The organism is Kitasatospora cathayae, assembly GCF_027627435.1.
Classification (GTDB): Bacteria; Actinomycetota; Actinomycetes; order Streptomycetales; family Streptomycetaceae; genus Kitasatospora; species Kitasatospora cathayae.
In genome coordinates, this window is the sequence record NZ_CP115450.1 from 4370455 (window position 1) to 4390142 (window position 19688).

Below are 19688 nucleotides of genomic sequence, written 5' to 3' on the forward strand. Positions count from 1 at the left end.
GCTCAGCCCTTACCGCCCCGGCCACCGCCACCGGTACCGCCACCGCCGCCACCGGTACCGCCCGGGATGCCGACGGCACCACCGTTACGGCCACCACCGCCGCCGCCAAGGCCTGGGAAGGAGGCGTTCGGGAAGCCGTTGTTGCCGCTGGTGGTGGGCAGTTCGACCTTGTCGCCCTCCTTCAGCCCGGAGACCACCTGCACGGTGCTGTCGCCCTCGACGCCCACGCCGACTTCGACCCGCTCGGTGCTGCCGTCCTGGTGCACCACGGTCGCGGTCCGCGAGGAACCGGTGCCGGACAGCGCCGAGGTCGGCAGCGACAGCGCGTTGTCCGCCTCGCCGGTGATCACCTGGACGGTCGCGCTGAGGCCGGTGCGCAGCGTGCTGGTGTCCCCGCTGAGCTGCAGCGTGGCCGCGTACTGGACGGCGGACGAACCGGCCGCGCCGCTCCCGCTACTCGACGGCAGCGAACTGACCGACAGGACGGTCGCGTTGAGCTTGGTGTCGGACTGGGCGTTCAGGGTGACGGTGGCCGCTTCGCCCTTCTTCAGCTTGAGCGAGTCCAGCTCGGAGAAGTTGGCGGTGACCTGCATCCCGGTCGGGTTGGTGAGCACGATGAAGCCGCTCGGCGTGCTCGAACCCGCGCCCGTACCCGTGGACTTCGAAGACGCGGACGCGCCCGAGGACGAGACGGCCCCCACGGTGTCCCCGACCTTCGCCGAGACCGAGGCGACCGTCCCGTCCACCGAGGCCGTGAGCGTCGTACCGGCCAGCGCGGCCTGGGCGTTGGAGAGCGTGGTCTGCGCGGTGGCGACCTGCTGCTGGGCCTGGGCGACGGCCGCGTCGTCGACCTTGGTGGTGGTGATGGTGGTGGTCTGCGGGGCGGGCGTACTGCTCCCGCCCGCCCCGCGACCTCCGCCGCCACCGGCTCCGACAGTGGCGCCGGGCAGCGGCTCGGTGGTGGTCGTGGTGACGCCGGCCTGCGCCTTGGCGAGGTTGGCGTTCGCCGTGGTGAGGGCCGCCCGGGCGGCGTCCACCTGCTGCTGGGCCGCCGTGGTGTCGACGGTCGCCAGGACCTGCCCCTTCCTGACGACGTCCCCCACCGCGACCTTGACGGCGGTGAGCCGCCCGCCGGTGGTGAAGTCCTGGGCGGCGTCGGTCGGCGAGACCAGGGTGCCGGTTCCGGACACGGTGGCCAGGACCGTCCCCTTGGCGACGGTCGCGGTACGGGCGACCGGCTTGGCGGCCGCCGTGCCGCCGCTGCCGTTGACGGTGGCGTACACCAGGGCGGCACCGCCCAGGAGAGCCACGCCGAGCGCGGAGTTGACGAGGACGGCACCTCGCCGCCGTGGGAGCACCTTCATGGCGGACAGCTTCGCCGGGCGCTCTTGCGGCCCCCTGGGCACGGGCTGGGAGAAGACTGATCGGCCGGATCCGGGCATTCCGCCCGAACCACCCGCGCCGCGCGGACGCCTTGGTCGGTGCGTGGCCAGCCGTTGGCCGAACTCCCAGCGCCCTCCCAGCGACCCCCAGCCATCCGGGAGCACCCGGAGGACGCCCCGGAAACGGCGACGGAGCGGGAAGTCGGCCGGACCGACTTCCCGCTCCGCGCGCCGGCGTCCGGACGGTTACGAGGCGGGCTTGTTGAGGCCCACCTGGGTGATGCTGGTGATCTTGCCGGAGGCGTCCAGCACCACGTCGACGGTGTTGCGGTCGAAGCAGGGGTCGGTGTCGGCGGCGGAGGTGTGGTTGAGGCAGAAGTCGCTGTGCGCCGCGAACTGCGCGAGCGTGACCTGGTGGGTGCCGTAGTTGAGGTCGGCCAGCTTGGCGGTGGCGCCGGCGGCGAAGGTGTAGGACTTCTCCCCGCCCGCGTCGATCCAGCCGCCCTCGGGCTTGCCGCAGAGGTACTTGGTCTCCTTGGCGTAGACCGTGGTCGCGGTGGCCGTCTTGGAGAGGTTCAGCATCTTGTGCCCGGCCGGGACCGCCGGGGCCTTGCAGTTCGGGTCGTTCGCGGGCGCGCCGGTCGCGCCGCCGGTCGGCGCGTTGGCCGGCGCGGTGGTCGCACCGCCGGTCGGCACGTTGGTCGGGGCGACGGCGACCGTCGGGGCGGCGCCGGTCGGCGCGGGCGACGTGTCGTTGTCCGGGCCACAGGCGGACAGTGCGAGCGCACCGGCAGCGGCGGCGACGATCAGGAGGGCACGGCGAGGGGACATGGTCGATCCTTGGGAGACTGGTCGGACGGGAGCGGGGACGGGACCGAGGGTCACGGGGCGTCGTTGTAGAGCTCGGTGATCGCCGTGATCTTGCCGGAGGCGTCCAGCACGATGTCGTAGTCCGTGCCTTCGTCGCAGTTCGAGGCCGGGTCATTGATGTGGTTCACGCAGTGGGTGCTGTGGTCGACGAGCCGCTCCAGCGTGATCGACTTCTGGCCGTCGATCGTGGTGAGCGTCGCCTTCGCACCGGGCGCGAAGGTGTAGGTCTTGTCCTCCCCAACGGGCCACCAGCCCTGGTCGGGCATGTGGCAGGTGTACTCGCCGTCCTTGGCGACGACCGTGGTCGTCGTGGTGGGCTTGCTGAGCACGATCACCTTGTGTCCGGCGGGGATCGGCTTCATCTCCCCGGGCTTGCAGTCCGCCCCGGCCTGACCGGGGTTCGGGGCGCCGGACGGCTTCGCGGTCTTGGTGGGCTTGGGCTTGGCGGTGCCCGACCCGGTCGGCGCGGCTGTGGGCACCGAGGCCGCGGTCGCGGACGCCGTCGGCGCGGCCTTGGTCGCGGTCGGGTCCGGCGTCGGGTCGTTGCCCGGACCGCAGGCGGACAGGGTGAGCGCGACGGCGGCGGCCGCGACGGCCAGGAGTGCGGTGCGAGAGTTCAAGGTGGTTCCCCCGTGAGACGGGCAGTCGGGCGACTGCCTGCTGACGGTCGAACAGACTAGCGACAGGAGCGCGGGGGAGACACCTGGATGATCTTCTGATGCCGGATCAGCACGAAGTCGGGACACAACGCCGCGGGGACACAACGCCGCAGGGGCGCACCGCACACGCGGCACGCCCCTGCGGAACGGCGAACGCCTCAGAGCGCCTTGCGGAAGGCCTCCGCCACCGCCAGGAAGATCGAGTTGCCCTCGGTCTCGCCGATCGACACCCGCACGCCCTCCGGGAACGGCCGGACGATCACCCCGGCCGCGGCGCAGGCCGCGGCGAAGTCCGCCGAGCGCTCGCCGAGCCCGAGCCAGACGAAGTTGGCCTGCGAGTCCGGGATCTCCCAGCCCTGGGCGCGCAGCCCGGCGACCACCCGGTCGCGCTCCTCGACCAGCGCCTCGACCCGCACCAGCAGCGCCTCCTCCGAACGCAGCGAGGCGACGGCGGCGGCCTGGGCGATCTGGCTGACGCCGAACGGGACGGCGGTCTTGCGCAGCGCGTTCGCCACCGGCTCGTGGGCGATGGCGAAGCCGACCCGCAGGCCGGCCAGGCCGTACGCCTTGGAGAAGGTGCGCAGCACGCAGACGTTGGGGCGGTCGCGGTAGAGGTCGATGCCGTTGGGCACCTCGGGGTCGCGGATGAACTCGATGTAGGCCTCGTCGACGACCACCAGGACGTCGCCGGGGACGGCGTCGAGGAAGCGCTCCAGCTCGGCGCGGTGGATCACGTTGCCGGTGGGGTTGTTGGGGTTGCAGACGAAGATCAGCCGGGTGTTCGGGGTGACTGCGGCGAGCATCGCGTCGAGGTCGTGGTCGCCGTTGTCCTTGAGCGGGACCGGGACGGGCGTGGCGCCGGCGATCTGGGTGATGATCGGGTAGGCCTCGAAGGAGCGCCAGGCGAAGATCACCTCCTCGCCGGGCCCGGCCGTGGCGAGCACCAGCGACTGGGCGACGCCGACCGAGCCGGTGCCGAGGGCGATGTGCTCGGTGGGGACGCCGAAGCGCTCGGCCAGGACGGCGGTCAGCTCGCCGGCGCCCATGTCGGGGTAGCGGTTGAACGAGCCGGCCGCCGCGACCGCCGCCTCCAGGACGCCGGGCAGCGGGTTGTTCGGGTTCTCGTTCGAGGACAGCTTGTAGGCGTCGGCACCGGCCGGCTTGCCGGGCTTGTAGGTGGGGATGCCGTCCAGGCTCGGGCGCAGGCGCGGGCCCTGCGCTGAGGTACCACTGCTCACGGTCGTACTCCTTCGTGTTCTCTGCCGGTCCGCCCGCCCTCGCACGGTCGGGATCGCCACCGTGCTGCGGTACCTGGCCACGCCCCTGGGATTCTCGGAACGCGCCCGGACCACCCCGGTCGGGTGCCCTGCACGATACCGACCGCCCTCACCCGTAGGAGTGAGATGCCCGGACGGGTTACAGGCGCAGTTCAGCCATTCTGCCCGGTTCCTTTGGCACATGTCAGAGGTAAGAGGCCTGGTTTCGGGAGGGGATCGAAGGGGCGCACCCCGGCTCACTCTTGGAGAAACGTATCTCCGAAGGCTCCCGATGCGCCGGTCACAGACCCTTGTCAGGAGCCATACGATCGGTCCGCCATGACAGCAGCAGCCAACCAGAGCGGTCGGCGACCCACCACCTCACGGCGTCTGGAGCGGGCCGGCATCCGGGATGTGGCAGCAGCCGCCGGAGTGTCGATCACCACCGTCTCCGACGCGCTGAACGGGAAGGGCCGCCTGCCCGACGAGACCCGCAGCCGGGTGCGCGAGGTCGCCGAGCGCCTCGGCTACCGCCCCTCCGCGGCGGCCCGCACCCTGCGCACCGGACGGTCCGGCCTGATCGGGCTGACCGTCACGACCTACGGCGAAGAACCCTTCACCTTCACCGAGTTCGCGTACTTCGCCGAGATGGCCCGGGCCGCCACCAGCGCCGCCCTGGGCCGCGGCTACGCGCTGGTGGTGCTGCCCGCCTCCTCCCGCCACGACGTCTGGGGCAACATCGCCCTGGACGGCACGGTGGTGATCGACCCGCCCGACCAGGACCCGCTGGTCAGCGAGCTGTACCGGTCCGGGGTGCCGGTGGTCAGCGACGGCAAGCCCGGCAACTGCCCGGTCACCGCCTGGGTCGACAACGACCACGAGGCCGCCGTGCTCGGCATCCTCGACCACCTCTCCGAGGCCGGCGCCCGCCGGATCGGCCTGCTCACCGGCACCAGCACCGACACCTACACCCGGCTCTCCACCGAGGCCTACCTCGGCTGGTGCGCCAAGGTCGGCCAGGAGCCGGTGTACGAGGCCTACCCGGCGCACGACCCGGCGGCCGGCGCGGTGGCCGCCGACCGGCTGCTCGCCCGCCCCGACCGGCCGGACGCCGTGTACGGCCTGTTCGACCCCAACGGCACCGACCTGCTGGCGGCCGCCCGCCGCTACGGCCTGCGGGTGCCGGACGACCTGCTGCTGGTCTGCTGCAGCGAGAGCGACGTCTACGCGGCCACCGAACCGCCGATCACCACGCTCTCGCTCAAGCCGCGCAAGATCGGCACCACCGTGGTCAACCTGCTCATCGACGCGATCGAGGGAGTCGACTCCGGGACGGGCGTGGACATCGCCCGGCTGTTCCCGCCGCGCTTCCGCACCGCCGGCAACGGCCCGCCGCCGGGCACCCTGATGCCGACCGAACTGATCGTCCGCGCCTCCTCCCAGCGGCGCAGCCCGCGCACCACCGTCAGCCCGCCCCGCCCGCCGGGCGAGGTGTAGACCTCGCGCGCATCGGCCGACGGCCGTCGACACACCGACGAGACGCCGACGGCCCACCGTCGGAACGCCGTCGAGACACCGGCGGCACCCCGTCGAGGCACCGACGGGACGCCGACGAGACCCTATCGAGCCGGGACAAAACGGACCTTGCGGTACCGCCCGGCTGACGCTCCGGAGGATTGGATACCCACCAGGTGACGACGGCGGGAGAGTGGTCTTCCTATGATGGGCGAATGACACCCGAGGACCGCTTCCCCGGACCTGAGCACCCCCACTCAGGCCCCCGCCACCAGCCGGACCTCGATGTGCTGCCGTACGGCACCTACTACGAACCCGAGCCCGCCCCGGACTACCAGGGCGCGCCGTACGACGCGGAGACCTACAGCGGCTACGGCGGCGCACGCTACCTGGAGCAGCACTGGCCGGCCGACGGCCAGGGGCAGGGGCAGGGGCACACCGTGCACGCCCAGGGCCCGGGCACCGACCACGGGCCGGCCGACCAATCGGCGGTCTTCTCGCACCCGGGCCAGGGCGATTACGAGGCCGGCTACGAGACCGGGTACGAAGGCGGCTACGCCCCCCAGGACCACTCCGGCCACGCCGAACACGCTGGCCACGACGTCCACTCCGGCCACGACGTCCAGGACCATCCCGGCTACGAGCCCACCCTGCCCGACCAGCCCTCCCCGGCCCTCCAGCTCGCCGAGCAGCTCCCCGACCAGCTGTCCGAGCAGATCCCCGACCAGTTCTCCGACCGCGACGACCCGCCGACCATCGAGCTCGGCCCGCCGCTGCCCGACCCGGCCGCGCCGACGTACCCGTACCCGGCCCCCGGCCCCGGCGAGCCGCCCGGCCCGGTGTACGTGGTCGGCGACGTGCACGGCTACCTCGAGGAGCTGCGCGCCGAGCTGCACCACCAGGGCCTGATCGACGCCGACGGCCACTGGTCGGCCGGCCGCGCCCGGATCTGGTTCCTCGGCGACTTCACCGACCGCGGCCCGGACGGCATCGGCGTCATCGACCTGGTCATGCAGCTCGCCGCCGAGGCGGCCGCGGCCGGCGGCTACTGCCGCGCCCTGATGGGCAATCACGAACTGCTCTTCCTCGGCGCCCACAAGTACGGCGACGAGCCCGTCCAGTCCACCGCCGGCACCGCCTCCTTCCTCGCCGCCTGGCGGCTCAACGGCGGCCAGCAGACGGACCTGGACCGGCTGGAGGCCCACCACATCAGCTGGCTCTCCCGGCTGCCCGCCATCGGCCTGGAGGACGGACACCTGCTGCTGCACTCCGACACCACGGCCTACCTGGAGTACGGCGAGTCCATCCCCGACGTCAACGACGCGGTGCACAGCCTGCTCGCCGACGGCGGCGTGGACGAGTGGTGGGACTGCTTCCGCCGCTTCACCAAGCGCTTCGCGTTCCGCGGCGACGCCGGGCCGATGGCCGTCCACGAGCTGCTCGACACCTACGGCGGCTCCCGGATCGTGCACGGGCACAGCCCGATCCCGTACCTCACCGGCGCGGTGCACGCGGACGACGGGCAGCCGCCGCACATCCCGGGGCCGTACGTGTACGCGGACGACCTGGCGGTGGCGATGGACGGCGGGGTCACCATGGAGGGTCGACTGCTGGTCGCCCGGCTGCCCATCTGATCACCAGTCAATAAAAGCCACTGGAACAGTTGTTCCCGGCGCCCGGTCCCCCGCACGCGCGCCGCCCGGGGCGCGAAATTCCGGAAACCGACTGTCAGCACGGCGGCACCCGCCCCTACCATGAGGCACACCACACCCGGCCGCCCGTCCGGCGGCCCGCCTCCGCGCCCGTCCCGGCGTCCTGGGGTGTCCCGCGTCCCCGATGCGGCCCCGCGTCCTCGCTGCCGGCCGGGGTCCGCATGAACGGGGTCCCCATTGTCCAACCCCCCGCCGCTGCTCGCCGAGGACCGCCCGGAGTACGAGCGCCTCCTCGGCGAAGCCCTGCGCGACCGCACCGTCCTCACCGCCCTGCGCGCCCCCGGCGCGCTCACCGCCGACCAGCTCCGCGTCCGCGCCCTGCGCGACGCCGACGTCATCAACACCGCGGCCGGCACCGAGTACGCCCACTACACCGCGCTGCGCGAGAGCCTGCGCGCCACGCCCCCGCCGCCCACCGACGTCGAACCGTACGCCCCCGGCCTGCTCAGCCAGTTGCGCTCGACCAACGGCGGCGCCGGGCTGTTCCCCGTCCTCACCGTGCTGACCCCGATCCTCGCCTGGTCCGCCGGGCTGGTCCTGCTGCTGGTCGGCTACGTCCTGCGCGCCGCCGACTCCGGCCTGGTCCTCGCCCGCTCGCTGGTCACGGCCGGCTGGGTGGCCCTCTCCGCCGGGGTCGCCGCGATGGCCGTCGGCATCATCGGGCTGCTGCTCACCGCGATACGCGACGGCGCCGCCGCCGTCCCGGCCGGCACCGACCCGGAGCTCGCCGCCGAACTCGCCGCCGCCCGGGCCGAATGGCGCACCGCCCTGCGCGAGCGCGGCCTGCTGCCCTACCTCCACACCCACCTGCCGGCCGTCCCCGGCCGCCCGGCCCCCGCCTTCACCAGCCCCGACTTCACCGGCCCCGGCTACAGCCCGCCCGCCTTCACCAGCCCCCGCCCCGACGGCCTCACCGACCCCGAGGGCCGCACCCCCCGCCCCGCCGCCTTCACCCCACCCGACTTCACCGGCCCCGGCTACACCGCGCCCGACTTCACCAGCCCGGACGACGTCGGCTGAAACGGCCCGCGCTCGCCGTCGGGTCCGCCGCCATGGCCGCGACCGCGGCACCGCGGCGGCGGTTCGCCGCGCTCGCCGCCGTGCCCCGCTTCGACCGGGCCCGGCTGCGCGGCCGGTTGCCGGCCGGAGCCGTCTTCCTGTCCTGGGGACTGCTGCCGTGACCGCGGCCGGCCCCCTCAGAAGCCGGTCGGCAGCCGGGGCGTGTACGGCGCCTCCAGGGCCGCCCGCTCCTCCCCGCTCAGGTGGAGGTCGAGCGCCGCCACCGCGTCGTCCAGGTGCCCCGGGCGGGTGGCGCCGACGATCGGCGCGGTGACCACCGGGTTGCCCAGCACCCAGGCCAGCGCGACCCGGGCCATCGGCACCCCGCGGGCCCCGGCGACCGCCTGCACCGCGTCCACGATCGGCCGGTCGACGTCCGCGAAGAACCGCCCGGCCACCGCGTCCTGCGCCGAGCGGGCCGTCGGCTCCCCGTACGGGCGGGCCAGTCGCCCCGAGGCGAGCGGGCACCACACCAGGCTCCCCACCCCCTGGTCGGCGAGCAGCGGAAACATCTCCCGCTCCTCCTCCCGCTGCACCAGGCTGTACTGGTGCTGCATCGACACGAAGGCCGGGCCGCCGTCCCGGGCCGCGGTGTGCCGCAGCTCCGCGAACCGCCAGGCCCACATCGAGGAGGCGCCGACGTACCGGACCTTCCCCGCCGCGACCACCTCGGCCAGGGCGGCCACGGTCTCCTCGACCGGGGTCGCCGGATCGAAGCGGTGCAGCTGGAACAGGTCGACGTGGTCGGTGCCGAGGCGGGCGAGCGACCCGTCGACCTGCTCCAGGATCGCCCGCCGGGACAGCCCCGAGCCGCCCGGCCCGTCGTGCATCGGCAGGCCCGCCTTGGTCGCGAGCACCACGTCCTCGCGCCGGGTGTAGCGCCGCACCGCGCGGCCGACCAGTTCCTCCGAGGCGCCGCCGCCGTACACGTTGGCGGTGTCCCAGAGGGTGATGCCGAGCTCCACGGCCCGCCGGAACACCGGCGCGGCCGCCTCCTCGTCCAGCGCCCACGGGTTGTGGCCGCGGCCGCTGCCGCCGAAGCCCATGCAACCGAGCGCGATCCGGCTGACCACCAGGTCGGTGCCGCCGAGCCTTCCGTACTCCATCGCGTCCCCCGTCTCAGGCCGGGTACGGCGCGGCGGCCCGGGCGTTCTTCAACGCTCCCGCCCACCAAACCAGTTGGTCGAACATGGTCTTGGCGTAGCCGGCCGCCTGCGGGTCGTCCGGGCGGCCGTCCGTCCAGGCGGTGAAGTAGTTCGGGAAGGACAGGCCGTCCCGGATGGTCACCGCGTGCAGCTCGGTCAGCACGTTCTCCAGGTGCAGCACGGCGTGCCGGCCGCCGGCCGCGCCGCCGTAGCTCACGAAGCCGACCGGCTTGGCCGTCCACTGGGTGAAGTGCCAGTCGATCGCGGCCTTCAGCGAGGCCGGGTAGCTGTGGTTGTACTCCGGGGTGACGATCAGGACGGCGTCCGCGCCCTCCAGGGCACCGGTCAGCCGCGCCATCCCGGCGGGGCGGGGGTAGTCGGCACCGGCGAACTTCGGCGAGGCGGCGGGCAGCGCCAACGGCAGGTCCACCTCGGCGAGGTCGACCACCTCGACCTCGAACCCACCGTGGGCGGCGGCCTGTTCGGCCACCCACGAGGACACCACCGGGCCGAACCGGCCCTCCCTGACACTGCCGACCAGGACCACCAGCTTGTACGTGTTCTTCTCCATGCCCACCACCATCGGCCCGCTGAGCAGGACCAGCCAGACCGTGCCCAGGCTGGCCCCCACAGGGCCACCCTCCGCGGCCCCCGCCCCCGTACGCTCGTCACATGGGCACACCACTGGGGGACTTCATCCGCGCCAAGCGCGACAGCATCCAACCCGAGACCTTCGGCCTGCCCGACTCCGGCCGCCGCCGCTCACCCGGACTGCGCCGCACCGACCTCGCCGTCCGCGCGGGCATCAGCGTCGAGTACCTCACCCGGCTGGAACAGGGCCGCGACCGCAACCCCTCCACCGCCGTGGTCAACGCCCTCGCCGACGCCCTCAGCCTCGACCCCGCCGAACGCACCCACCTGCGCTACCTCGCCAAGATCACCGGCGGCGCCTGCCCCAACCACGTCCGCCCGGCCCCGCCCACCCGCGAGGTCCGCCCCACCGTCCGCGAGACCCTGCGCCTCCTCGAACCGGGCATCGCCGCCGTCACCAACCGCCTCGGCGACGTCCTCGCCCACACCCCCGGCTACGCCGCCGTCCTCGGCGCCGCCGGCCTGCTCGACCACCCCGCCCCCAACCTCACCCGCTACGTCTTCACCGACCCCCGCGCCCGCACCCTCTTCCCCGACTGGGACGACGTCGCCGACGAGCAGGCCTTCGACCTCTGGCTCGGCCCCTCCGCCGAGAACTCCGAATGGCTCAGCACCGAACTCGCCCCCGTCGCCGGCCCCGAGTTCACCCGCCGCCTCGGCAACCAACTCGTCCCCCGCCGCGGCCCCCTCCGCCTCCACCACCCCACCGGCCCCGAACTCCGCCTCCATCGCGAAACCCTGGAGTTCCCCGCCGACGCCCAACAACTCCTCGTCCTCCTCCCCGCCGACCCCGAAACCGCCACCCACCTCGCCCAGTTGACCAGCCCGGCCGCACCCCGGCTCCGGGCGATCTCCTGACGCCCGCCCCCGCGCCGAGTCGAGCGCTAACGGACCGCGTCGGCGGCGGCTCGGGCGAACTCGCGGACGCGTTCGGTGGTGTTGGCCGGAAGCCAGACCGGGCCGCGTTCGATGGGTGGGGCGTCGTGGATGGGGACGTAGGCGAGGTCGGGGCGCGGGTAGTACTGGCGGCAGTGTTCGCCGACGGGGAGGACGCCCCGGCCCATGGCGACCAGGCTGAGCATCTCGGAGAAGGTGCCGCCGGACGGGCCCTTGGGGACGGGGCGGCCGGAGGGGGTGCGGTCGGGGGTGCGGTCGCGCTTGAAGCCGATCGAGGTTACCGCCGGGTACTGCACCACCGGGTGGTCCGCGAGCACCTCGAGCGACACCGAGGCCTCGGCGGCCAGCGGGTGCCCGGCCGGCACGGCCAGGACGCGCCGCTCGGTGAGCAGGACCGGCCCGAGCGTCATGCCGTCGAAGGGGTGGGAGGCGACCAGGACGTCGATCGAGCCGTCCTCCAGGCTGGAGCGGGAGTTGGAGAGCTGCACCTCCCGCACGTCCACCCGGCAGTCGGGGTGCCGCTCGCCGAACAGCGCGACCGCCCGGAGCAGCACCGGGGCCGTCCACTCACCGAGGAACGCGACCCGCAGTTCGCCGGTCACCCCGCGGCCCGCGTCCACCGCCCGGCGCAGCGCCTCCGCCATCGCGGCCACCACCGGGGCGAGGTCCCCGGCCAGCTGCCGCCCGACCGGGGTGATCCGCACGGACCGGCTGGTGCGGTCGAACAGCGGTGCGCCGACCCGGCGTTCCAGCTTCCTGACCACCTGGCTGACCCGACCGGTGGTGAGGCCCAGCCGTTCGGCGGTCCGGCCGAAGTGCAGTTCCTCGGCGAGCGCGAGGAAGACCTCGATCTCCAGCCGCTCCAACACCCCGTCCCCCGAACCCCGAATCGTTTAGTCCTACTCAATGATCGTACGGCGATCCGCCATTGATGATCCCTCCCGGCCGGAGGATCGTGGACCTCGTCCCCAGCGAACCCCACACCACCGGAGCCGATCACCATGCGCGTCGTCGCCCTCGACCACCTGGTCCTCAACGTCGCCGACATCGAGCGGTCCCTGGCCTTCTACACCGGCCTCCTCGGCCTGGAGCCGGTCCGGGTCGACGAGTGGCGGGCCGGCAAGGTCTCCTTCCCGTCCGTCCGGGTCTCCCCCGAGACGATCATCGACCTGTTCCACCGCCCCCGGCACGAGTCCAACGTCGACCACATCTGCCTCACCGTCGAGCCCCTCGACTGGCAGGAGGTCGTCGACTCCGGCGTCTTCACCGTCCTCGACGGCCCGGGCCCGCGCTACGGCGCCCGCGGCACCGCCACCTCCCTCTACGTCCAGGACCCGGACGGCAACACCGTCGAACTCCGCTGGTACCCCCAGGACGCCACCGAGGACGCCGAGGACACCGACTGAGCTCCGGTGCCCGCCACGGGCCGAACGGCGTCACGGGGGTTTCACCGGCGCGCCCGGTGTCCCGCCTGCCGGTCCAGCCGTTGCCGCGCTCCCCTGGCCGCGGTGAGCTGGCGCACCAGTTGGTGGAGCGAGATGACGCCGGTGAGCGGCGGCAGGCCGGAGACGACGACGGCGGGCAGCGTCCACGGGACGTCGGCGACGCACAGTCCGGCCGCGAGGCCGGAGAAGAGCACGACCACCACCCAGGAGTGGAACGGCTGACGTCCGTGCTGGACGGCACGCAGGACCGACAGACAGCCCGCGAGCCACGGTCCGTAGACGACCACCGGCCACACCCGCGACAGTCCGCTCGGCACGCACGAGAACGCCAGATCCTGGAGGGGCCCGTAGGAGAACACCCAGCTCAGCGCGCAGGCCGCGGTCACCGTCAGCGCCGTCAGCGCACCGAAGGCGGAGCTGACCAGGTGGGGCCAGGCCGGGCGGGGAAACGGAGGGCGTCGACGGTGCCGGGAGGCCGACGGTCCGCCCGGTCCGCCCGTCCCGCGGGCCCGGGACGGCTCGACCGGCGCCCGCGGAGGCGGCACGAACGCCGTCCCGTTCTCCCAGCCGGCCGACGCGACGACGGGGCTGAACGCCTGTGCGTCACCGGGCGCGGTGCCGAGGCCGTAGCCGAAACCGTCGTCGTACCAGTCGGCGGCCGGGCGGGCCGCCTCGCGGGCCCGGTCGCCGGGCGCGGCCCACGCCTCCAGGTCGGGCTCTTCGTAGTCGCGGCCCCCGTACGCGCCGAGCAGCTCGGTCATCCGGTCGTACACGGCAGGCTCCCCACCCGGCCGGCCGGCCGCGGCTCGGTCCGGCGGCCGGCCCGGTCCGGCGCCGGGCGGCCGGGTGACGCCGGCGGCCTCATGATTCGTCCGGGAAGAGCAGGGCGCCGATCCGCGCCGCGAAGTCGCTCTCCAGCTGGCCGATCTTCCGCACGAGGTCGGCCAGCGGGCGCGAGGTGTGCGCCAGGACGACGCGCTCGCCGTTGCGCAACAGGTAGCCGGTGGACACGTCGCCCACGGCGTTCCGGCGGTCGGGGACGAAGAGCCACGCCCCGAGCGGGGCGATCGACTCCCGCACCGTGGGCGGCGGGGCGTAGGGCAGGCATGGTGAGGTCACGGGTTCATCAACGAGAGGCGGCGGGCCCGGTTTTACGGCGTATGGGCGTCCTTCCATATTCGATATCGGAGTCGCTCCGCAAAATTACCCAGGGCGTGAAGGACCAGGGGGTGAACATTTTCCCGCCGCCCACGGGTTCGCACAAAGGGCCGGGGCGGAGGTAATCCTATACTCACTGCCGGCATCGCTCGACAAAAATCCCCAAGTAAAACCATTGTAAGAGAAACGTTTCTCCTCTTCGCGCGATGCTATGTTTCCCACTTGCTCTTGGCATATTCATCGGCTTGCGCCGGGCCGGATCGGACCCTGGGAGGCTTCTTGCTGAGCTGGAAGGAATACCGGGAAGCGGTAAGACTGCATCGCCAAGGATGGTCGATAATCAGGATCTCCCGACATCTCGGGCGTGATCGGAAAACCGTGAGGTCCTACCTCCGCGGAGAGCGGACCCCGGGCATCAGAATTTCCCCGCAGGACGGATTCCTCCAGTTCCTGCCATACTGCCGCCAGCGTCTCGCGGAGGACCCGCACCTGGCCGCCACCGTCCTCTTCGACGAGATCGTCGACCTCGGTTATGCGGGCGGCTACTCGACCTTCACCGGCGCCCTGCGCAGGCACCGGGCCCGGCCGAGCTGCCGGCAGTGCCAGGACCTGGCCGCGGCCGCGAGCGGCCGGCCCGTTCCCGAGCCCGGCGGGGGGACCATCGAGTTCGACTGGCTGCGACTGCCCGAGCCGCGGTCGGCCTGGGGCTACGGCAACCGGGCGGGCCTGCTGGTGGGCTCGCTCACCGAGCCCGGCGCGGACGCCGGCCGCGGCATCGGCCGCTGGTCGGTGGCGCTGGCGGAGGACCAGGAGCTGCCCCATCTCGTCGAGGCCGTCGACCTCGTGCTGAGACGGCTCGGCGGCACCGCCGGATCCTGGCGGTTCGGCCGGATGCCGACCGTGTGGTGCCCCCGGGCGGACCGGGTGACACCGGAGTTCCGGCAAGTGGCCGGACACTACGGGGTGCGCGTCGAGTGTCGCCTGCCGGCCGACCAGCGCTCCTACACCCGCCGGACCCTGGACGAGGCCCTCCGCTCGTGGTGGCGCGGGCTGCCGGAGGACACCACCCTGCGGGACGCCTGGGACGGTCTGGGCCGGTCCGCCGCACGCCTGGACACCCGGCGGGGGAGCACCGACACCACGGCCCTGCGTGAACTGCCCGCTCCGTACCCGGTCCGTGTCCGCGCCCGCCGCACCGTCACCGCCCAGGGCCTGGTGGCCTTCCGCGGCAACTTCTACGCCCTGCCGGAGCACCTGGTCGACGCACCGGTGGAGGTCCGCCGACGCCTCGACCAGTCCCACCTGTCGATCGCCACCCCCGCCGGAGCCGTCATCGCCCGCTGCCCGCTCGCTCCGCCGGGGGCCGGGCTGACGGTCGTCGAGCACAGCAGCGCCATCACCGTACTGGAGCGCCACCCGGCGCCGGCGCCCACCGACGCCCCGCTCTGCCGGCGGCACACTCCCCGTCCACCGTCCCCGCAGGCCCTGGCCGAAGCCGACGCCCTACGCGCCCGGCTCGACGCCCCGCCCGCCCGTCGGCCCGGCGGGGAACGCAACGTCGCGACGCCACGCGTGCCCACCCAACGGGACCGCCCGACCGGCGGCGCCGGGAGCTGAGCGGCACCGCACGAGCCCGACTGCCCGCCGCGCGCCGGGCCGTCGGGCGCCGTCGGCCGGTCCTAGGGAACGTCACGGACACTGCGTTGGAGGCCGGCGCACGGGCCGTACGCCCGGCATGGTCCAACGGCTCTTCAGCTCGGTCCACAGCACGGCAGAGACAGACGGCCCGGAACGGCGGGCCGCCGAAATAGCCGAGCCGGGGCCATGACGAAGCGACGAAGCGCTGTTCCCGAGGAGCAGGAGCCTCCGGGAACAGCGCTTCGAGTGCGGGCGTCAGTCCGCCAGCGGGAGGTAGACCCGGTTGCCCTGGGCCGCGAACTCGGCCGACTTCTCGGCCATGCCGGCCAGGGCCTCGGCGTCGAACTCGCTGGAGACGGCCGTCGAACCGTCGCCGTGCTCGTCGCGGATCTTCTGGGAGATCTTCATCGAGCAGAACTTCGGGCCGCACATCGAGCAGAAGTGGGCCGTCTTGGCGGGTTCGGCGGGGAGGGTCTCGTCGTGGAAGTCACGAGCGGTCTCCGGGTCGAGGGCCAGGTTGAACTGGTCCTCCCAGCGGAACTCGAAGCGGGCGTCGGAGAGGGCGTCGTCCCAGGCCTGGGCGCCGGGGTGGCCCTTGGCGAGGTCGGCGGCGTGGGCGGCGATCTTGTAGGTGATCACGCCGGTCTTGACGTCGTCCCGGTTGGGCAGGCCCAGGTGCTCCTTGGGCGTGACGTAGCAGAGCATCGCGGTGCCCCACCAGGCGATCATCGCGGCGCCGATGCCCGAGGTGATGTGGTCGTAGCCGGGGGCGACGTCGGTGGTGAGGGGGCCGAGGGTGTAGAACGGCGCCTCGTCGCAGATCTCCTTCTGGAGATCCATGTTCTCCTTGATCTTGTTCATCGGGACGTGTCCCGGGCCCTCGATCATCACCTGGACGTCGCGCTCGCGGGCGATCCGGCCGAGCTCGCCGAGGGTCTGCAGCTCGGCGAACTGCGCCTCGTCGTTGGCGTCCGCGATCGAGCCGGGGCGCAGGCCGTCACCGAGCGAGAAGGTGACGTCGTAGGAGGCCAGGATGTCGCAGAGTTCCTCGAAGTTGGTGTAGAGGAAGTTCTCCTTGTGGTGCGCCAGGCACCACGCGGCCATGATGGAACCGCCGCGCGAGACGATGCCGGTCTTGCGGCGCGCGGTGAGCGGGACGTACCGCAGCAGTACGCCGGCGTGGACGGTCATGTAGTCGACGCCCTGCTCGCACTGCTCGATGATGGTGTCCCGGTAGACCTCCCAGCTCAGCTCCTCGGCCTTGCCGTCGACCTTCTCCAGGGCCTGGTAGAGCGGCACGGTGCCGATCGGCACGGGGGAGTTGCGCAGGATCCACTCGCGGGTGGTGTGGATGTTGCGGCCGGTGGAGAGGTCCATGACGGTGTCGGCGCCCCAGCGGGTGGCCCAGGTCATCTTCTCCACCTCCTCCTCGATCGAGGAGGTGACGGCGGAGTTGCCGATGTTGGCGTTGATCTTCACCAGGAAGTTGGTGCCGATGATCGCCGGCTCCACCTCGGGGTGGTTCACGTTGACCGGGATGACGGCCCGGCCGCGGGCCACCTCGTCGCGCACGAACTCCGGCTCCAGGCCCTCGCGCAGCGCCACGAACTCCATCTCCGGCGTCACCACGCCCCGCTTGGCGTAGGCGAGTTGGGTGACGGCGACACCACCGCGGCCGCGCAGCGGGCGGCGCGGGCGGCCGGGGAAGACGGCGTCCAGGTTGCGCAGGTTGCCGCCGCGCGGCGAGGTGTGCTTGATCCCGTCGTCCTCGGGGCGCGCCTCGCGGCCGTCGTACTCCTCGACGTCGCCGCGCTGGCGGATCCAGGCGTCGCGCAGGGCGGGCAGGCCGCGCCGCACGTCGGGCTCGTAGGCGGGGTCGGTGTACGGGCCGGAGGTGTCGTACAGCGGGACGGTCCGGCCGTTGGTGAGCTGCACCTCGCGGAACGGGACCCGCAGGTCGGGCCGGGACCCGTCGCGGTACGCCTTGCGCCAGGCCGGGGTGGGGTAGCCGGTGCGCTCGCTGCTGGGGGCGCTCTGGGCAGACTGCGGCTGTGCTTCGAACGTGGTCATCTGACCTCTACTCCCTACGCCGGCATTACCCGGTCCAGGTTCCTGCGGTCGACGCAGCCCTCGGTCCGTCCGTCGACGTCCCGGTCAGCGCCCTCTCAGCCCGGTGCTCCGAGCTCCCGCGTCGCAGGCGGTGTTGCCTGCACATGACGCCAACACCGTAGCGAGCGGATCGCCGCAGGTCCAGACGGCCCCCGAACCGAACCGGCCGGGCGAAGACGGCGCGAAGGCCGAGGCCCGGCCCCCGCGGACGGGGTGCCGGGCCTCCGGAGGTGCTCCGCGCGGCGGCGGAGCTCGGTCAGCTCTTGGCGGCCTTCTTCACCAGGATCACCACGGCGGCCGCGATGCCGACGACCACCAGCAGCTTGATCACGATGCTCAGCAGAGCGCCGACCACGCCGAACACGAAGGCGATGACGTTCCAGGCCAGCACCAGGACCAGCACCGGGATGACGATGTTGCGCACCCAGGAGGGCAGCGACTTCCAGAGCTCAGCCATGTCGGTTCCTCTTCTCCCCTCGGGCCGGCTGCCGTCCGGTGCCGCATCCCGCTTGCTTTCGATGCTTCGATCGTACGGGGGCACGAGCGGCGGAACGAGGGTCAACGGCCCGGAGAGAACCCCGAGATCACCCCGATCCGACCCCCCGGGAGGACCCCCGAGAAACGGCGGGGGACCGGGTCGGACCGGCCGGCGCTCCCCGGCTCAGACCGGCCAGCGCTCCCCGCGCCAGGCGGCGTCCCAGAACATCCACTCGTAGCGCGAGGTGGTCCCGAAGTGCTCGACCACCCGGCGCCGTTCGGCCGCCGAGAGCTCCTCGCCGAGCCGGTCGGTGAGCGCCAGCACCCGGCGCACCACGGACTGGAAGGCCTCGTCGCCGTAGGTGGCGATCCACTTGGCGTACAGCGGGTCGGGGGAGCCCTGGGCGAGCAGCGCCTCGCCGACCCGGGCGTAGATCCAGTAGCAGGGCAGCACCGCGCCGAGCGCCTCGGCGAAGGACCCGCCGTAGACGGTGGCCAGCAGGTAGCTGGTGTAGGCCCGGGTGGTCGGCAGCACCGGCTCGGCGGCGGCCTCCTCGGCGGTGCCGCCGCAGGCGGTCAGGAACTCGGCGTGCATGCCCTGCTCGGCGGCGAGCGCGCCGACCGCGTCGTCGGCGAAGGCCCGGACGTCCTCCTCGCCGGGCGCCTTGGCGGCGCAGACGGCGAGCGCGCGGGCGTAGTCGCGCAGGTAGTGGGAGTCCTGGACGACGAAGTGGCGGAAGGCCTCGCGCGGCAGGGTGCCGTCGGTGAGGCCGCCGATGAACGGGTGGGCGAGGATCTCGGCGTAGATCGGCTCGATCGACGCCCAGAGCTCGTCGGTGAGGCTACGGGTCATACGAACGACCCTAGACCCACGCCCGGGCCCTCAGTCCTCCGGCGGCGAGAACACCACCAGCACCCGCAGCTCCTCGGTGATGTGGTGGAACCGGTGCGGGGTGCCGGCCGGGACGTACACCACGCTGCCGCGCCCGACGGTCGCGGTCTCGGCGCCGACGGTCAGCTCGGCGCGGCCGCTGATCACCTGGTAGATCTCGTCCTGGTCGTGCGCGGTCTGGGTGTCGGTGTCGCCGGGGGAGAGCGCGTACAGCCCGGCGGACATCCGCGGTTCGCGCAGGAACCGCAGGTACGCGCCGTCGTTGGCCGCCCGCTCGGCGTCCAGTTCGTCCAGCCGGAACACCTTCACCGCCGCCGTCCTCCTCCGCCCGTCCCGTCCGTCACGCCCGCCCCGTCCACCTCGCGGACCGGGGGCCGGGCCAGGGGCATTCAACACCAACAGCTTCCCCCGGAGCGGGGCGCCTGCCAGGCTTGGGCGGCATGAAGGGTTTCGTCATCAAAACACTGATCAACGCGGCGGCCATCTGGGTCGCCGCCTGGATCGTCAGCGGCATCCAACTCGCCGAGGGCAAGGCCGACTGGCAGCACAAGGCCCTGACGGTGCTCGGCGTCGCCGTGGTCTTCGGCCTCGTCAACTGGCTGATCAAGCCGGTGGTGAAGCTGTTCTCGTTCCCGCTGTTCATCCTCACGCTGGGCCTGATCACCTTCTTGATCAACGCCCTGATGCTGCTGCTCACCTCCTGGGCGTCGACCAGGCTGCAGTTGGACTTCCACGTGGTCAACTTCACTTCCGCGCTGGTCGGTTCACTGATCATCAGCGTGGTCGCCTGGGGCCTGCACCTGGCCCTGGACGACGACTGACC

At 72.9% G+C, this 19688-nt stretch carries 21 protein-coding genes; 8 read left to right on the forward strand and 13 right to left on the reverse strand.

Features of this window, described 5'->3' with window-relative positions:
* Nucleotides 1-2: 2 nt before the first annotated feature.
* The 4 genes from O1G21_RS19390 to hisC form a co-directional block, all read right to left on the reverse strand.
* A complete protein-coding gene (locus O1G21_RS19390; protein WP_270145565.1) occupies nt 3-1364 on the reverse strand; it encodes an efflux RND transporter periplasmic adaptor subunit in 1362 nt (453 codons plus the stop codon).
* Between the two features lie 264 nt (nt 1365-1628).
* The gene (locus tag O1G21_RS19395) at nt 1629-2213 is read right to left on the reverse strand and encodes a hypothetical protein (protein ID WP_270145567.1); all 585 of its coding nucleotides are present in this window, start codon (nt 2211-2213) and stop codon (nt 1629-1631) included.
* A 50-nt stretch (nt 2214-2263) separates the two neighbouring features.
* Nucleotides 2264-2872, reverse strand: coding sequence for a hypothetical protein (locus O1G21_RS19400; protein ID WP_270145569.1), 609 nt, complete (start codon nt 2870-2872; stop codon nt 2264-2266).
* A 197-nt stretch (nt 2873-3069) separates the two neighbouring features.
* Complete coding sequence (gene hisC, locus O1G21_RS19405) at nt 3070-4149, reverse strand: histidinol-phosphate transaminase (RefSeq protein WP_270145571.1); 1080 nt, start codon at nt 4147-4149, stop codon at nt 3070-3072.
* Nucleotides 4150-4506: 357 nt separating this feature from the next.
* On the opposite strand from hisC, the gene O1G21_RS19410 reads away from it, so the two are divergent.
* The 4 genes from O1G21_RS19410 to O1G21_RS19425 all read left to right on the forward strand — a co-directional run bounded on the left by O1G21_RS19410 (nt 4507) and on the right by O1G21_RS19425 (nt 8575).
* Complete coding sequence (locus tag O1G21_RS19410; RefSeq protein ID WP_270145572.1) at nt 4507-5664, forward strand: LacI family DNA-binding transcriptional regulator; 1158 nt, start codon at nt 4507-4509, stop codon at nt 5662-5664.
* A gap of 233 nt (nt 5665-5897) precedes the next feature.
* The gene (locus O1G21_RS19415; protein ID WP_270145574.1) at nt 5898-7316 is read left to right on the forward strand and encodes a metallophosphoesterase; all 1419 of its coding nucleotides are present in this window, start codon (nt 5898-5900) and stop codon (nt 7314-7316) included.
* A 255-nt stretch (nt 7317-7571) separates the two neighbouring features.
* Nucleotides 7572-8414, forward strand: coding sequence for a hypothetical protein (locus tag O1G21_RS19420; RefSeq protein WP_270145576.1), 843 nt, complete (start codon nt 7572-7574; stop codon nt 8412-8414).
* Nucleotides 8415-8446: 32 nt separating this feature from the next.
* Nucleotides 8447-8575: a hypothetical protein gene (locus O1G21_RS19425; protein WP_270145578.1), complete on the forward strand. Its 129-nt coding sequence runs from the start codon at nt 8447-8449 to the stop codon at nt 8573-8575.
* A gap of 15 nt (nt 8576-8590) precedes the next feature.
* Here the strand turns inward: O1G21_RS19425 and O1G21_RS19430 are convergent, their stop codons facing one another.
* A complete protein-coding gene (locus O1G21_RS19430; protein ID WP_270145580.1) occupies nt 8591-9559 on the reverse strand; it encodes an aldo/keto reductase in 969 nt (322 codons plus the stop codon).
* 13 nt (nt 9560-9572) lie between these two features.
* Nucleotides 9573-10169, reverse strand: coding sequence for an NADPH-dependent FMN reductase (locus O1G21_RS19435; protein ID WP_270151101.1), 597 nt, complete (start codon nt 10167-10169; stop codon nt 9573-9575).
* 101 nt (nt 10170-10270) lie between these two features.
* Between O1G21_RS19435 and O1G21_RS19440 the strand changes: the two genes are divergently transcribed.
* Nucleotides 10271-11107, forward strand: a complete 837-nt coding sequence (locus O1G21_RS19440; RefSeq protein ID WP_270145582.1) for a helix-turn-helix domain-containing protein — start codon at nt 10271-10273, stop codon at nt 11105-11107.
* A 26-nt stretch (nt 11108-11133) separates the two neighbouring features.
* Here O1G21_RS19440 and O1G21_RS19445 read toward each other — a convergent pair whose 3' ends face one another.
* A complete protein-coding gene (locus O1G21_RS19445) occupies nt 11134-12015 on the reverse strand; it encodes a LysR family transcriptional regulator (protein WP_270145584.1) in 882 nt (293 codons plus the stop codon).
* Nucleotides 12016-12147: 132 nt separating this feature from the next.
* Between O1G21_RS19445 and O1G21_RS19450 the strand changes: the two genes are divergently transcribed.
* Entirely contained in the window at nt 12148-12552 is a 405-nt protein-coding gene (locus O1G21_RS19450) for a VOC family protein (RefSeq protein ID WP_270145586.1), read from the forward strand.
* A gap of 41 nt (nt 12553-12593) precedes the next feature.
* Here the strand turns inward: O1G21_RS19450 and O1G21_RS19455 are convergent, their stop codons facing one another.
* Complete coding sequence (locus tag O1G21_RS19455; protein WP_270145588.1) at nt 12594-13364, reverse strand: hypothetical protein; 771 nt, start codon at nt 13362-13364, stop codon at nt 12594-12596.
* A gap of 88 nt (nt 13365-13452) precedes the next feature.
* Nucleotides 13453-13710 carry a hypothetical protein gene (locus O1G21_RS19460; RefSeq protein WP_270145590.1) on the reverse strand — a complete coding sequence of 86 codons (258 nt, stop codon included), beginning with the start codon at nt 13708-13710 and terminating at the stop codon, nt 13453-13455.
* A 318-nt stretch (nt 13711-14028) separates the two neighbouring features.
* Between O1G21_RS19460 and O1G21_RS19465 the strand changes: the two genes are divergently transcribed.
* A complete protein-coding gene (locus O1G21_RS19465) occupies nt 14029-15366 on the forward strand; it encodes a Mu transposase domain-containing protein (RefSeq protein ID WP_270145592.1) in 1338 nt (445 codons plus the stop codon).
* Nucleotides 15367-15642: 276 nt separating this feature from the next.
* Here O1G21_RS19465 and thiC read toward each other — a convergent pair whose 3' ends face one another.
* The 4 genes from thiC to O1G21_RS19485 all read right to left on the reverse strand — a co-directional run bounded on the left by thiC (nt 15643) and on the right by O1G21_RS19485 (nt 19174).
* Nucleotides 15643-17457 carry a phosphomethylpyrimidine synthase ThiC gene (gene thiC, locus O1G21_RS19470; RefSeq protein WP_270145594.1) on the reverse strand — a complete coding sequence of 605 codons (1815 nt, stop codon included), beginning with the start codon at nt 17455-17457 and terminating at the stop codon, nt 15643-15645.
* A 295-nt stretch (nt 17458-17752) separates the two neighbouring features.
* Nucleotides 17753-17953, reverse strand: coding sequence for a DUF5326 family protein (locus O1G21_RS19475; protein WP_030278197.1), 201 nt, complete (start codon nt 17951-17953; stop codon nt 17753-17755).
* 204 nt (nt 17954-18157) lie between these two features.
* The gene (tenA, locus tag O1G21_RS19480; RefSeq protein WP_270145600.1) at nt 18158-18826 is read right to left on the reverse strand and encodes a thiaminase II; all 669 of its coding nucleotides are present in this window, start codon (nt 18824-18826) and stop codon (nt 18158-18160) included.
* A gap of 30 nt (nt 18827-18856) precedes the next feature.
* Nucleotides 18857-19174, reverse strand: a complete 318-nt coding sequence (locus O1G21_RS19485) for a cupin domain-containing protein (RefSeq protein ID WP_270145602.1) — start codon at nt 19172-19174, stop codon at nt 18857-18859.
* A gap of 131 nt (nt 19175-19305) precedes the next feature.
* Between O1G21_RS19485 and O1G21_RS19490 the strand changes: the two genes are divergently transcribed.
* The gene (locus O1G21_RS19490; protein WP_270145604.1) at nt 19306-19686 is read left to right on the forward strand and encodes a phage holin family protein; all 381 of its coding nucleotides are present in this window, start codon (nt 19306-19308) and stop codon (nt 19684-19686) included.
* The last annotated feature ends 2 nt before the right edge of the window (nt 19687-19688 follow it).